Raw genomic sequence first — 13,394 nt, 5'->3', positions numbered from 1 at the left:
CTTCCTGCCTCGGCCACACCTTCTTACCTTCTTGAAGGCTAAACATGACCCTACTACCGTCCCCCGCCACCGTCGTTCAGCCAGCCTTGCCGACCTGGGGCAAAACGGCTTTGGCCTTGGCAGCTCTGGCCTCGCTCCTGCAAGCAGCGCCCGCGCAGGCGGCCGAGGCCAGAGTCAGTGTTGGGCTTGATGACCAACGGATGATCAATCCAGGATTTGCGACGGCCAAGTCCGTTGACCAGGGCAGCTTTGCCGAAGGCAATGGCTATGAGTTCCGGGGTGGGGTCGGGGCATCCGCCTTTGCGTCGACCAAAGGAGTCCTGTCGGCGAGTGCCGTTGGCAGGGCGTCTTTCTCTGACAGCTTTCGGGTCACGCTGGGCCAAGTGGCCGACGTGGGCAGCGCGACCTCCTTCTTGCTGTCCGTGCCTATCCTGGCCCACGGCAGCGCCGACATCGATTGGGCGCCCAGTCCACGCTTTCCCGCATTCACTAGCACCAGCAACGCCATTTACGCGTACAGCTGGAGGGTTGCGAAAGCTTCGGGCAGCGGCAGACACGTCAAGTTCAAAGGTTTCAATACCCCGGAAGCAGTCACTGACACATCGACCGGCGGCCTCACCGCCAGTTTCATGGTGTCGCTCGGCCAGGTGGTGAGCCTCAATTTGACTGCGGAGGCGATGGCTATCGTGGGGGGCCCGGGTGGCGAAGCCAGCGCCGCTGCGGATTTCGGCCGAACCCTGCGCTGGGGTGGCGTGTCCAGCATCACCGGCTTCGACAGTACTGGCCAGCAGGTCGCACTGCCCACCGACTTCCAGCTGGCACTTCTCAGCGATACGAGCGGCTTCGACTACAGCCAGGCGGCAGGCCCCAACCCCTACACGAGCGCGCCCGTGCCCGAGCCCGCGACCTGGGCGCTAATGGCTGGAGGCATCGGCATGCTGGCCTGGCGCCGTCGTACGGTGCGGGGTTGACCATGAAGCGACCACGCGCGCGGCCAGCTTCAACGACATCGCCGGGGGTTTCACGCTGCTGGGTCCGCAAGCGCCGCATCTAGCGCCACATTTAGCCACCGCACTGTCTCTCAGTTATGGCACACTCTGATCCAGCGCCAGCCGGGGCGCTGCTGGATCCGCAGGCAGGGCTGAGCCCACCCGGACGGACGCGAGTTCATCAAGACCGCGTCCGCTCAAACTTCACTTCCGCTGTTTTGCCTTTGTGCGGCCTGATCGCGCGGATCGCAGGCTCTACACGCATGGAGGTTTCCCTTGACTACGAGCCATCACGGGGCTGCAGAGCAGCCCACCCTGACCGCCAATCCGGCGTCTTCCGCCCTTCCCGACCTTGCCGATCTGCAGCAACTCAAGCGCCAAGCGCGTGAACTGCTGCGCGCCTGGCGTGCCGGAGATCACCCCAGCCTGGAACGCGCTGCGCCCTACCGGCGCGATGATGCTGCCGCGCCGCCCAGCCTCAGCCTGGCCCAGCTGGTGATTGCACGCGAACTGGGCTTCCCCAGCTGGCCCGCCCTGCACCGCGCCGTCATGGCGCAGCAGGAGGCGCGCCAACTCGACAACGCCGCGCTGGTCACGCGCAGCCTGGCTTTGGCGCTGGGCCGGGGTTGGGACAGCCCGCAACCTGAGCGCGCCTTGGCGCTGATGCAGCAGCGCTTGCGTGGCCCATGCCCGCCGGGCCTGCGCGCGACCCTGGCCTTGGTGCGGGGTGAACTGGAGACGCTTGAAGCGGTGCCCGCTGCGGCACAGCGCCTGCCACCGTTAGATGCGCCGGCCTTGGCGTACGTGTGCTTCTCCAGCCTGCATCGCCTGGGCGAGCCCTGGGCGGGCGGCTTGATGCGCAGCGCCCAAGCCTTGCTCGTGGACTGTGCTCAAGCTGGCAGCGATCTCGATGCGCTGCGCATGCCCGACCCCGACGTGGAGCCCACGGCAGGGGCGACCGAGCCGCCAGGGCTCCCGCTTCTCTATGGCGCCATCGCCCGGGCGCAAAGCCCCGAGCTCGCCGCCGCGCTGCTGGCCGCCGGAGCAAACCCCAATGACGGCGAGTCGCTGTATCACGCCTGCGAAGACCCAGACCGCAGCCGGGCCGCGCTGCAGATCCGTCAGCTGATCGCCCATGGTGCGCGCTGGCATGGCACTAACGCGTTATTGCGTCTGCTCGACTTTGAAGACCCTTCAGGGCTCGCCATGGCGCTCAGCCTGGGCGCCGAAGTCAATGAAGCCGGCCCCCAGGGTGCCACTGCCTTGCATCATGCGCTGCGCCGGGGCCGCTCGGCGGCCTGCCTGAGCCAGCTGATCGCGCAGGGCGCCGATCTTTCGGCACGCGATGCCGAGGGCCGCACGCCGGCCACATTGGCGGCGCTGTTGGGTGAGCTTGAAGCGCTAGAACTGTTGGCGGCACAGGGCGCCCGGCCCGATTTGCCATCCGCAAAAGAGCGCTTCCTGGCCGCCTGCGCGGCCGCTGATGAAGCCAGCGCTCGCGCCTTGCTGCGAGGGCAACCCGATTTGCTTGATCAGCAACTGACGACCCATGAGCTGCGGCTGCTGCCCGACCAGGCGCAACGCCGCGCGCGAAGCTCGGTGGCCTTGATGTTGTCACTGGGCTGGCCGGTCGCGGTACAGGGCGATTGGCAAGCCAGCGCGCTCAACCAGGCTGCCTTCAACGGCGACGCGACCCTGGTGCAACTGCTGCTAGCTCACGGCGCCAGCTGGGAAGAACGCAACGGCTTTGGCGGCGATGTGATGGGCAGCCTGCAGCACGCCGCCGTGCATCTGCCCCAGCCCGGGGGCGACTACCTGGGCGCGCTGCAAGCGCTGTTGGCCGCCGGTGCGCCCTGGCCCTCGGATGAAGAGCGCGAGGCACTGCCGGAGACTTTGCAAGCCTGGCTGGATGAGCAGGGCTTGGCTTAACCCGCTAAGCCGCCAACCCGCTTCATCAGTTGGGGCAAATCAATCTAGGCTTACTTCCGTCCTCACCGTACCCGCCCGCTCCGCGCTCGCGGTCAGCGCCAGCCTTGTGCCCTTGGGCGCGCGCACCACCCACTCGCCGACCGCCCGGTCGGCGGTCAGGTCACGGTTGGGCAGAAAGGCCTGCTGAGAGGATTTGGGGCCATGGCCTTCGAGCTGCGGGCCTTCCATGCGCTCTTTGCCGCTGACCAGGCTAACGGCAGGATTGAGCGCAGGCAGATGGATCTCGAACATCACGCCGCGCACGACCTTGCGCTCCAGCGCCCGCTTGGTCACATAGGCCGGCAAATAGCCGCTATTGGCCACCGCCATGCGGATGCGCCAGGTGTCGGGGCCCAAAGCCCTCACCTCGGTGCGCAGCAGCTCCAGTTTGGGCAAGCTCAAGGCAATCTGGTTCATCCAGGCCGGGAAGCGCGCCGCCTCGCGCTCGCGCAGGGCGGGCGGCGGATTGCGCCAGTAGTTCATCTTGTCCCAACCGCCAATCTCGACGTCACCGAGTTGGGGATGATGGAACTCGGTCCAGTCCACATAGGCCTTGCCGCCGCATTGCTCGTCGCTCCACTTGAGCAGTTTCAAATCGTCTTCGACAGAATGATCGCGGTACCAGTCGATCCATTTATAGCCTTCGATTCCGGCCTCTTTATTCGGCGACCACAGCTCCACCACCCAGAACAGCGCGCCCAGATGTTCATAGACCCAGTCCTGCGTGCCGGTGATCACTTCCTTGGGGTGGTATTTGAAGTCGTGCCAGATGCTGATGGCCGGGTAGCCGCTGTGCTTCTCACCCAAGGCCGAGAAGCGCTTATAGGCCCACAGATCCTCCGGGATCATGTCGTCATCGCTGTGCCCGCCCATAGGCCGTAGGATCACGCCGCTGTGGGTGTGATAACTGATCGCTGCACCGATATTCGGGTGAGCGGTGATGAACTCCACCATCGCCCGCACCTCGGGCTCGCTGGTCGGGAAGGGCCCGGCGCCGACCTGTTTGTATTCCTGCCGCCACTCGGATGGGAAGTTACGGTTCAGGTCCAGGCCCTCGCGGTCCTTGTTGACCGTCACGGTCAGGCCGTCGTGGTTCTTGATGAAGCCCTCGGGCAGCAGGCGGTAATACTCGCCGCCAAACTCGCCCGGCTCGCGCGCCACCAGCAGGCGCGGCTCGTCGGGATGTTTCTTGTAAGTGCCATGCGGGTCGGGCACGCGCATGCTCAGAATGCGGCCGTCGCCGTCAATGTCCTCGGGCGTCAGGCCCTCGACCGGCTGCTCGTCATAGGGATAGGGCCGGGTCGAGGAGCGGATATGGCGGGGTCGGTCGGCCAGCGCCAGCTCGGCGCCGTCGGGGTTCAGGCGCGGCACCATATAGATGGCGCGGGTGTCCAGCAGCTGGGTCACTTGCCGACCTTGTTCATCCGGGGTGTCGTAGCTGGAGATCAGGTGGTGCAGGTAGTAGAGGCAGGTGGTCGAAGCGGTCAGCTCGGCGGCGTGGATATTGCCGTCGAGCCAGAAGGCGGGCTTGTCGACATCGGCGCCGGTGGCGGTGTTGGTCAGCACCAAGACCCAAATGTCCCGGCCCTCATGGCTGCGGCCGATCGAGCGCACCGAAACCAGATTCGGCCGCGCTGCGGCATAGGCAAACAGCAGCTCGGTCAGCGGCTCGTAACGGTAGAACTCATCGAAGCGGGGGATGGGCAATGCGGCCATAGGGGAGAGCTCGTTGAGGTGAAAGCGATCGACCCATTCTGCCTAAAGCTTGTGACTTGTATAGCAGGGGCTGCCCGTAGCTCGCCGCAAAGGCAATTCAAAACCAAGCGCAGCAACAAACGGCTACTTTGCTGCCGAGCTGGCCAAGGTCTTTTGGGCCCGCTCTTCTGGGGCTAGCTCGGCACGCGCCTTGGCAATCAAGGTATCGGGCAAGCTGGTTCGCAATGCGCTTTGCCGCACAGTTTGTACGACCTCGGCTCGGCCGCGCAGCAGTGGTTTGGGATGGATGAAATTGAACATCTTGCTGCTACTGCCCCTTGAACAGCCCCTGAAACTGCCGCGACACCGGCAACTTCTCCTCGCGGCCTTTCAGCGTCACGTGCATGGAGTTCTCATCCACCCGGACCGCGCTGGCGATGCAGCGGCTGTTGACCAGAACGCTGCGGTGCAACTGCCAGAACGCTTCAGCATCCAGGCCGGCCAACAACTCCTTGAGCGGCGTCCGGATCAACGCCTCACCGCCCTGATAGACGACGCGGGTATAGCGGTTGTCGCTCTCGAAATAGATCACCTCCTCGGGCGCGATCAGCTTGATCTCGCGGCCCAGCGAGGCCTGGATAGGTCTTGAGACCGGTTTGGCAGCCGGCAACAACTGCTGCAACATTTTTTGCAGATCGCCCGCTTGGGGAGCGGCCGCGCTCAAACGTGCCTGCACCCGCTGGACGGCCTGCGCCAAGCGCGCGTCTTCAACCGGCTTCAAACAGTAATCAACCGCCCCAGCTTCAAACGCCGACAGCGCATGGTCGCCATAGGCGCTCACGAACACCACCTGCGGCGGCGCGGCCAGCTCGCTCATGCGGCGCGCCACCTCCAGCCCGCTCAGACCCGGCATGCGGATGTCCAGAAAGCACAGGGCCGGCTCATGTTCCAAATAATCGTCCCAGGCATCGACACCGTTCTCGCTGGCGGCCACGATGTCCAGTTCCGGCCACAAGCGCTTCAAGGCGGCTAGCAGTTGCTCGCGCGGGCCTTCTTCGTCGTCGGCGATCAGGGCTTTGATGTTCTTCATGGTTTGGGCTCCACGGTATGAATCTCCAGGCTTGCCGAGCAACCAGGTGTCAAGGGTTTCAAGCTCAGACGCGCGCGCGCGCCATAGAGCTGCTGCAGCCGCTCGCGTGAATTCTGCAGGCCCAAGCCATCCACAGCAGCGCCGCTCAGGCCGGCGCCGTCATCGCACACCTCGATCAAGACCCGCCCCTCGGTCGGTTGGGCGATAGTGACGGTGATGCTGCCGCCGCGCAGCGCGGGCTCGATGCCGTGGCCGATGGCGTTTTCCACCAAGGTCAAGAGTAGGCCGGGCGGCAGCTGCAGCGATTCGTCCACGCCTGCGCCAACGTCGATTTGCCATTGCAGCCTAGACCCAAGGCGCGCCTGCATCACCTCCAGATAGCTGCGCACGATCTGCAGTTCCTCGGTGAGACTAAGGCTCTCGCGCTCGAACATCGGCAAGGTGGCGCGCAAGTACGCCGTGAAGGAGCGCAAGGTGCTGCCCGCACGCGGGTCCTGGGTGTCGACCCAATGTTGCACCGAGGCCAGCGTGTTGAACAGGAAATGCGGCTGGATCTGCGCGGTGGCCAGGCGACGGGCGAGCTTGAGATGGCGTTCTTGCTCCTCCAATTCACGCAGGCGACTGGCAATCTGCTGCGCCCTTATCAGCACCAGAAAGAACCAAGATATCAGCGCCAGCACGCCCACAGCAGCAACGATCAGCACCAGCGCCTTTTGGTCTGATCGCTCCAGCGCAGGCACAAAGCTCAAGGGCTTGAACTTCAGCAACAGGAAGACCGCCGTCAGCAAAGCTACGCTTCCCACGGTATACAGATTCAATCGATTTCTGGTCGGCTGCCGCCACAGTTGCTTGGCCACCCACAAGGCCAAGCTGCTCATCCCCAGCGCAAGCAAGGCCGCCCAGTGGATCAGTCCACGCGCCACATCGTTGTAATTGATCGCCAGCAGCACCAACACATTGCTGTAGACGTAATAGTCAATCGACTTGGGCCAGGGCTGCTGGCCAGCGCGGGCCATTTCCTCGGGCGTGAAGACGCGTCGTGGACCGGGCCAGACCCATTGGGTCCAGTCCAGTTTGAGCTTGCCCTCGGCATCGGCAGCGTTTGAAGATGTGCATCGCATGGCCGGCAGTCTAGGCCAGGCTCGCGATGTGTACTGGCCGGATGCGGCGAACAGCGGATCGCCGCGTTGAATGGCGGCTAGAAGGACATCAACTCACCGCCGACAAACACCTTCAGCTCGCCCGGCTGGAACGCCACCCAGGGCTCGTCGCGCGTCAGCGGCTCGGTCGCGATGATGGCAACGCGGTCGTTTTGCGTGGTCAGCGCGGCAAAGTCAACGCTGAGGTCTTCGTCCTGCAAATTCACCCGACCAAAGGGGTGGCGGCGCTGCAGATAGTGCAGGTGTGTCGAGCCATGCGCCCATAGCGCTTGGCCATTAGACAAAAGCATATTGAAGGTGCCGAAGGCATTGAGCTGCGGCATCAGCTCGGCCAGCGTGTGGGTCAACTCCTCGACCGAAGGCACATCGCAATGCGCCTTGCCCAGTTCCTGCATCAGCCAGCAAAAGGCACGCTCGCTGTCGGTCTGCCCGACGGGCTTGAAGGCCGCATGCAGGCGCGGCTCGAATTCTTTCAAATTGCCGTTGTGCGCAAACACCCAGTAGCGTCCCCACAACTCGCGCTGAAACGGGTGGGTGTTTTCCAGCGAGACCTGGCCCTGCGTGGCCTTGCGGATATGAGCGATGACGTTATCGCTCTTGATCGGATAACGCTGCACCAACTCGGCCAAGGGCGAGACTCGGGCGCTATGGTGGTCGACAAAATGGCGCAGGCCGCGACCCTCGAAGAAGGCGATACCGAAACCGTCCTTGTGCTCGTCGGCGCGATTCGCCAGCCCGGTGAAGCTGAACATCACATCGGTAGGCGTATTGGCATTCATGCCGAGCAGTTGGCACATGATGCATCAGCCTTCGAAGAACAGGCGCTTGAAGCCCTTCAGGCTGATCAAATTGCCGGGGTTGCTGGTTTCGTTCAAAACGCCACTCATGCGTTTGACCAAACGCTCGCTCTTGTTAGCGCGCCAGATCAAGAGGTCGATCAACCAGGGGTGGGCGTTGACCTGATTGGCGCGCTCGTAAAGGTCGAATTTAGGCTTGAGCGCCGTCAGGCTTTGCTCATAGGCCTTGCGAATCTGCGCGTCGCTGGCACCGTTGGCGCGGCCCGCCAGCAACGCATCGGCCGCCAGCATGCCGGTTTCCATCGCCTTGCCAATCCCTTCGCCGGTGAAGGAATAGGTGCTGCCGGCCGCTTCACCGGTGACCAACAAGCCGGGGCGGCTCCACTTGGCGCCGGTCAAGGTGCAGCGCAGCGGCGCGCCCTTCAATTCGCCCAGCAACTCACCTTCGCGCATCAACTCGGCAGCGGGCGGATAGCTCTCAACAAAGGCGTCGAAGATCTTGCGCAGATTCAGCTCTTTCTTGCTGCCTTTGCCGTCTTCCGACTTGTGACTGCCCGCCACACCGACGCCGATATTGAAGCAGCCGTCCGGCGCCGGGAAGATCCAGCCATAGCCGGGCCGCACCTTCTTGGTCCACACCACATCCATCGCCTTGATGCGCCCGACCATGCTGGGCGCGCGTACATAACCCCTTAGTGCTACGCCACTGGGCGTGTGGCGCTCGCACAGTCCGGCGGCCGTCAGTGCCTTGGGCACGGCGCCGGTGGCCAGGATCACCCAGTCGGCGCGGACTTCCCTCAATTCGTCGCCGACCTTCAAGGTCGCGCCGATCACGCGCGCTTGAGCATCCAGCAGCGGCGCCTCGAAGCGTGCCGGCGCCACAAACTTCGCGCCCGCGTCCTGTGCGCCTTGGCACAAGATGTCGTCCAGGATTCTGCGCGGCAGTACAGCCAGCTGACCGGGCACGTCGATACGGCCACCGCGCGGGCCGATGCAGCCGACATGCGCGACCGGCTGCGCACGCGCCATCACTTGGTCGAGCAAACCCAGGCGAGCCAAAGCGGCGTGGGAATCAGGGATCAACCCATCGCCGCAAATCTTGTCGCGGCCTTGGGGCAGTTGATCAAGCAGCAATACGTCCAGGCCCGCTTGCGCCAACACCCTGGCTGCTGCGCTACCGGCGGGGCCAGCGCCGATGATCAAAATTTCGCAAGCTGCGGGCAACGAAGCGCCCTCTGGCGGCATCGCCGGGTCGACCTTGCTCTTGGGTTCTGTCATGCATTCATCCTGGTTTGCGACCGCGCATTCTAGTGTTGCGTCAAGTCTTGGGGACGAACTGCGCTGAGCGCCCAGACCTCACAGACACTCCGGCTCTATCTTGGCCGCCTCATCGGCGCGCCGGGTCAGCCGGGCGGCCTGTGGCAGTACGAAAGCCACGGCCTTGTTGACGGTCTGCTCCAGGCGCTCGAACAGCATTTCAAAGCTCACAAAGCTTGAGCAGGCGACTAGCCCTTGATCAATGCCTCGACGGCGTCTGATGTCTCTTGCTTCAGCATGTCGCGCAACAACTCCATTTTCTCGAGCGCGGTCAAAATGTCCCAAGCATCCACGGCTTCGCTGCCTTTCTTTCCGATGGTCGCATACCCTTCGGTGATGAATTTTCGCCCTTCTACTTTCAAGGTCGCCAGATTCACCAGCGTAACCTTGAAGTAGACATAAGGGGCCAGAAAACCTTTGCGTTGGTTGTCGCCACTTTCCGAACGCATCTCGGTCTCGCGGTCCAGGTAGTAACCCAAGCCCTCAAAAGAACCCAAGCCGATAGATGCTTGATCGCGCGTGCGAATCTTGGACTCCGCACGGTGAGGCGTCAGCAGCAGCAGGTGGCTGGCATTCAACTGAGCCAGCGTAGGCGCGAGGGCGGCGGGCACGACCAGACGATCACCGTCAATCAACGCGGCCGGGTCACCCAGCACCTTGGCCGAAGACAGCTTAAGAGCAAACACCTTGGCCCCTGGGTCGGCGCGACGCACGCTTTGGTCCATAGCGGCCAATGCGGCCGCATCGAAAACACCGCCCGCCAAGGTAAAGGACTCTTTGACGTTGGCGTCCAGACGGGTGCCGGTTTGCTTCTCTCGCAAAATGACTTTGACGTCATCGCCGAGTAGCGAGATTGCTACATAGCTGCGCTTTGCCGCGGCCTCGCCACTGCCTTGTGCCCAAGCCACTGAAGTCAACGCCGCACAGGCCACGCCTCCCAAAAGCGCACGCCTAGCCAAACTCTTGACATTGAGCTGCACGCCGAAGAATTTAGATTCTTTCATATAGAACTCCCTGCGCCTATGTGTGGCGCCCAAACACTGGTCCAAAAAAAACCCGGTCGGCTTGGCGGCCGGCCGGGTTGTACTAAGTCGCCTTCAGCGAAGGCAACTCAATGCCCTTAGGGGGCTTACATCGTGAAGCGCAGACCCACGTAGTAACGCGAACCCAGCACGTCATAGACGGTGGCATTCGTACGCGTACCGGTGGTGTTGCCCGACACGCCACTTGGGATCGAAGGCGGCTTGGTGTTGAACAGATTGTCCACACCCAGGTAAACCTGCATCTTCTTCATCGTGTAAGTGCCTTGCAGATCGAAGTAGGTCTTGGAGGAGATCTTCGACTGATCGGGCGTTGCATCCGGGAAGTCAGCCATGAACTGGTCATCCAGCCTGGACTCGCCGATGAAGCTGGTCGTCGTCTTGACGCCAAAATTGCCCCATGTGTAGCCCAGATTGAAAGCCCACTTATTGCGAGCCGAGCCCACTTCGCCGGTGCTGTAATCGGTGTCGGCGCCTGGGCGCGGCACGTAGTAACCACGGATCAAGTAGGTGTAAGCCAAGCGTGCATCAAGGCGGCCCGGTCCGACGTTTTCGGCGTAGGCGGTTGTCAAATCGATACCACGGGTACCCAGGCCACCAGAGTTCTCCTGGGTCTGATTGACGTATTCCAAGGAACCGGCGCTGTTCGAGCCTGCATTGGCTTGACGGCGAACGACGAACTTGCAATAGCTTTGATCGCCACCGCCATAGCACTGGTTCAGCGTGAAGGTACGGCCGGGCGAACCGATCGCGTCGGTCACCTTGATGTCGAAGTAGTCAACCGTGATGGCGACGTTCTTCAGCACCGCGATGTCTTTTGGCGTGACTACAAAACCAAGCGTGGTCGACTGGCCCTTTTCTGCCTTCAGATTAGGGTTGCCGCTGTCGTAACCGCTCATGCCTTGCTTGTCGGCTTGATTCAGCGTGAACTTGCCTCCGTTAGCGGCCATATTGGCGGCCACACCGGCGTTAGCACGGCAGGCAACGTCTTTCGCGCTGGTGCCAGCCAAAGTCGTGCCTTCGCAAGGATCAGCGATGCCCGAAGGGAAGGTCTGTGCCGGTGCTGAGAACAACTCACCGACTGTAGGTGCGCGAGTCGAAGACGCAGTATTGGCACGCACGCGGAACATCGAGTTCACGGCCCAGTCCAGGCCACCGGTCCAGCTGGTGACATTGCCGACCGACGAGTACTTGCCCACGCGCACCGCGCCGGTGGCGTCCAAGCTCTTGACCAAAGCCAGATTCTTCAGCAGCGGGGCCTTGACTTCAACGAAGGCTTCCGAAACGTCAAACTTACCGGCAGTGTTTGGCAAGGCATTGCCGGCGTTCAGGCCGGCCTGCGTCAGCGCGTCAAAAGTCTGGTCGGAAGACTCTTCACGCCATTCGGCGCCGGCAGCAACGCCCAGCGGGCCGGCTGGCAATTCAAAGGCCTCACCCGAAACCGAAGCACCGACCACCTTTTGGGTGATCTTGGTGTTCATCGAGCTTGGCGCATTGATGTACTTGATGGCACCAGGGCTCAGCGTGTTGACGCCAAATACATTGGCCGGCACGCAACCTTGAGCGCGGGCATTGGCATCCATACAGATGGCTTCCGTGCGGTTGCCGTTGCCGTTGACGTCATTGACGTCGGGAATGGCTTCCAGCGCATTGCGGAAGTTCAAGACATTGACCTGGCCGGAACCGGTCTGGCCTTCCTTGGTGAAGCCATACGATGCGAAGGCTTCATAAGACCAAGACTTGGTCAAATCGCCCTTCAGGCCAGCCAAGGCGCGGAAGGTGTCGCGCTCGGCGCCGGCGGTGCGGCCGCCGAAGTCCGACATACGGCGGGTGAAGTTGTAGTCCTTCAGGCCGTCACCGTCACGGTCAGTCGCACGCGAGTACAAATAATCCGGCACCAACGGGTTGCGCATCTTCACGCCACCCACCATGAACTCGGCCGGGATCAAGCCACCCGAAGCCTTGTTGATGTTGATCGAATCCAGTGGATAGGGCTCGATATTGGAGCGAGTCTTGGTGGCGGCGTAAGTGCCTTCGAAGAAGGCAGTGTGCTCGTCGCTCAAGGCATAGTCACCCTTGGCGGCCAACAGGAAGCGGTCGGTTGGCACAGCGATCGCACGGTAAGCCTGGCGGTTAAAGCCGGTAGCACCCACGCCGTCACCGGCAGGGCCATTGGTCGAGAAGGGGATCTCCTTACCAGCAGCGTCATAGGTGTAGTTCTTGTTCTTACCGTCTGCGTCTTTAAAGAAGAAGCGGCCTTGCGGAGCGAAGCTGGAGAAGAACGGTGCGGTGACCGCGAACAAATCAGCCGCTTCACCGGTCACACCAGCGCCGGTCGAGATTTCGTCAGTGGCCCAACCGCGGTCGCGCGCATAGACGGCGCCTTCCTTGGTGTAGGCGCCATGAATCATCACATTGCCCTTGCCGTTAGCAAGGTTGGCGCCCATGGTGCCGCTCAAGATTTGCTTGGTACCGTCGCCTTCGGTGGTGCGGCCGGTTTGAGCATTGACGGTCAAGCCCTCAAAGCCCTTCTTCAGCACGATATTCACCACGCCAGAGATCGCATCAGAGCCGTAGGTGGCCGAAGAGCCGCCGGTCAGCGTTTCAACGCGCTCAATGAAGTCGGTTGGGATGGTATTCAGGTCAACGTCGGAAGAGCCAGGCACGCCCGACACAAAACGACGGCCGTTCACCAGCACCAGAGTACGCTGGGTACCCAGACCACGCAGGTCGATGGTGGAAACGCCAGCGCCGGAGGTCTGGAAATTGGAGTTGGTGCGGCTATTGCCGGCCACGAACAAAGGGCTCTTGGTCAGCAGCTCTTGCAAATTGGTCACGCCAGATGCGGCAATATCGGCCGAAGTCATGACCTGGATTGGCGCGGCGGAAACCGCATTCATCGACAGAATGCGCGAGCCTGTCACTTCCACACGCTCGATTTTTTGCGGCTCTGCGGTCTGCGCTTGGGCTGCGCCTGCGGCCATAGTGCCGACCACGATAAAAACAGCAGCGCCAATGGCGCTGACCTTGGGTTGTTTCAACATTTGGGAAGACTCCTCGGAGGATTGGTGGGTGACCAAGCTTTAGCCATCGGATCGCCGCCGCCGAGTGGACGGCGTGACCCCTGACCAATTTTTGCCACCTTCAGTCTAAAGCGGGTTTCCACCAATTTACCCAGGTATGAACACCTGTGGCAGCGGCGAGACAGGAGCCTAAATACGGGTCAAAGCTCGTGTAGAAGGAATTTTTCTAGCGCCATGTATCCCGTAGGGGTCACGCTCTCCCTCAAATAGAAAAAAGGGGCCGAAGCCCCTTTCTAAAACCTTCGATTGACGGCT

The 13,394-nt window shown here is 62.2% G+C and carries 10 protein-coding genes; 2 read left to right on the top strand and 8 right to left on the bottom strand.

Going from position 1 to position 13,394, the window contains the following annotated elements:
- Positions 1 to 44: 44 nt before the first annotated feature.
- The gene (locus PRZ03_RS01750; protein ID WP_273598742.1) at positions 45 to 971 is read left to right on the top strand and encodes a PEP-CTERM sorting domain-containing protein; all 927 of its coding nucleotides are present in this window, start codon (positions 45 to 47) and stop codon (positions 969 to 971) included.
- A gap of 294 nt (positions 972 to 1,265) precedes the next feature.
- Positions 1,266 to 2,918 carry an ankyrin repeat domain-containing protein gene (locus tag PRZ03_RS01745; RefSeq protein ID WP_273598741.1) on the top strand — a complete coding sequence of 551 codons (1,653 nt, stop codon included), beginning with the start codon at positions 1,266 to 1,268 and terminating at the stop codon, positions 2,916 to 2,918.
- A 39-nt stretch (positions 2,919 to 2,957) separates the two neighbouring features.
- Here the strand turns inward: PRZ03_RS01745 and PRZ03_RS01740 are convergent, their stop codons facing one another.
- From PRZ03_RS01740 to PRZ03_RS01705, 8 genes are all read right to left on the bottom strand, one after another.
- Positions 2,958 to 4,673: a M14 family metallopeptidase gene (locus PRZ03_RS01740; RefSeq protein ID WP_273598740.1), complete on the bottom strand. Its 1,716-nt coding sequence runs from the start codon at positions 4,671 to 4,673 to the stop codon at positions 2,958 to 2,960.
- Positions 4,674 to 4,796: 123 nt separating this feature from the next.
- Positions 4,797 to 4,973 carry a hypothetical protein gene (locus PRZ03_RS01735; RefSeq protein ID WP_263534931.1) on the bottom strand — a complete coding sequence of 59 codons (177 nt, stop codon included), beginning with the start codon at positions 4,971 to 4,973 and terminating at the stop codon, positions 4,797 to 4,799.
- 7 nt (positions 4,974 to 4,980) lie between these two features.
- Positions 4,981 to 5,742 carry a LytR/AlgR family response regulator transcription factor gene (locus PRZ03_RS01730; protein WP_273598739.1) on the bottom strand — a complete coding sequence of 254 codons (762 nt, stop codon included), beginning with the start codon at positions 5,740 to 5,742 and terminating at the stop codon, positions 4,981 to 4,983.
- Positions 5,739 to 6,863, bottom strand: coding sequence for a sensor histidine kinase (locus PRZ03_RS01725; protein ID WP_273598738.1), 1,125 nt, complete (start codon positions 6,861 to 6,863; stop codon positions 5,739 to 5,741). The genes PRZ03_RS01730 and PRZ03_RS01725 overlap by 4 nt, the downstream gene beginning before the upstream one ends.
- A 77-nt stretch (positions 6,864 to 6,940) precedes the next feature.
- Complete coding sequence (locus PRZ03_RS01720; protein ID WP_263534934.1) at positions 6,941 to 7,699, bottom strand: class II glutamine amidotransferase; 759 nt, start codon at positions 7,697 to 7,699, stop codon at positions 6,941 to 6,943.
- 6 nt (positions 7,700 to 7,705) lie between these two features.
- Entirely contained in the window at positions 7,706 to 8,977 is a 1,272-nt protein-coding gene (locus tag PRZ03_RS01715) for an NAD(P)/FAD-dependent oxidoreductase (protein WP_273598737.1), read from the bottom strand.
- A 227-nt stretch (positions 8,978 to 9,204) separates the two neighbouring features.
- Positions 9,205 to 10,020, bottom strand: a complete 816-nt coding sequence (locus PRZ03_RS01710) for a PI-PLC domain-containing protein (protein ID WP_273598736.1) — start codon at positions 10,018 to 10,020, stop codon at positions 9,205 to 9,207.
- 125 nt (positions 10,021 to 10,145) lie between these two features.
- Positions 10,146 to 13,100 (bottom strand): TonB-dependent receptor domain-containing protein, encoded by a 2,955-nt coding sequence (locus tag PRZ03_RS01705; protein WP_273598735.1) that lies wholly within the window; start codon positions 13,098 to 13,100, stop codon positions 10,146 to 10,148.
- Positions 13,101 to 13,394: the final 294 nt, after the last annotated feature.

The sequence above is a fragment of the Roseateles albus genome, from assembly GCF_028595345.1.
In the GTDB taxonomy this organism is placed as follows: Bacteria; Pseudomonadota; Gammaproteobacteria; order Burkholderiales; family Burkholderiaceae_C; genus Paucibacter_A; species Paucibacter_A albus.
This window is presented reverse-complemented; position numbering and strand designations above follow the sequence as displayed.

Coding starts and splice junctions, on each gene's coding strand:
- PRZ03_RS01705 (WP_273598735.1), bottom strand. CDS start 13,100: ATGTTGAAACAACCCAAGGTCAGCGCCATTGGCGCTGCTGTTTTTATC.
- PRZ03_RS01735 (WP_263534931.1), bottom strand. CDS start 4,973: ATGTTCAATTTCATCCATCCCAAACCACTGCTGCGCGGCCGAGCCGAG.
- PRZ03_RS01715 (WP_273598737.1), bottom strand. CDS start 8,977: ATGACAGAACCCAAGAGCAAGGTCGACCCGGCGATGCCGCCAGAGGGC.
- PRZ03_RS01740 (WP_273598740.1), bottom strand. CDS start 4,673: ATGGCCGCATTGCCCATCCCCCGCTTCGATGAGTTCTACCGTTACGAG.
- PRZ03_RS01710 (WP_273598736.1), bottom strand. CDS start 10,020: ATGAAAGAATCTAAATTCTTCGGCGTGCAGCTCAATGTCAAGAGTTTG.
- PRZ03_RS01750 (WP_273598742.1), top strand. CDS start 45: ATGACCCTACTACCGTCCCCCGCCACCGTCGTTCAGCCAGCCTTGCCG.
- PRZ03_RS01725 (WP_273598738.1), bottom strand. CDS start 6,863: ATGCGATGCACATCTTCAAACGCTGCCGATGCCGAGGGCAAGCTCAAA.
- PRZ03_RS01730 (WP_273598739.1), bottom strand. CDS start 5,742: ATGAAGAACATCAAAGCCCTGATCGCCGACGACGAAGAAGGCCCGCGC.
- PRZ03_RS01720 (WP_263534934.1), bottom strand. CDS start 7,699: ATGTGCCAACTGCTCGGCATGAATGCCAATACGCCTACCGATGTGATG.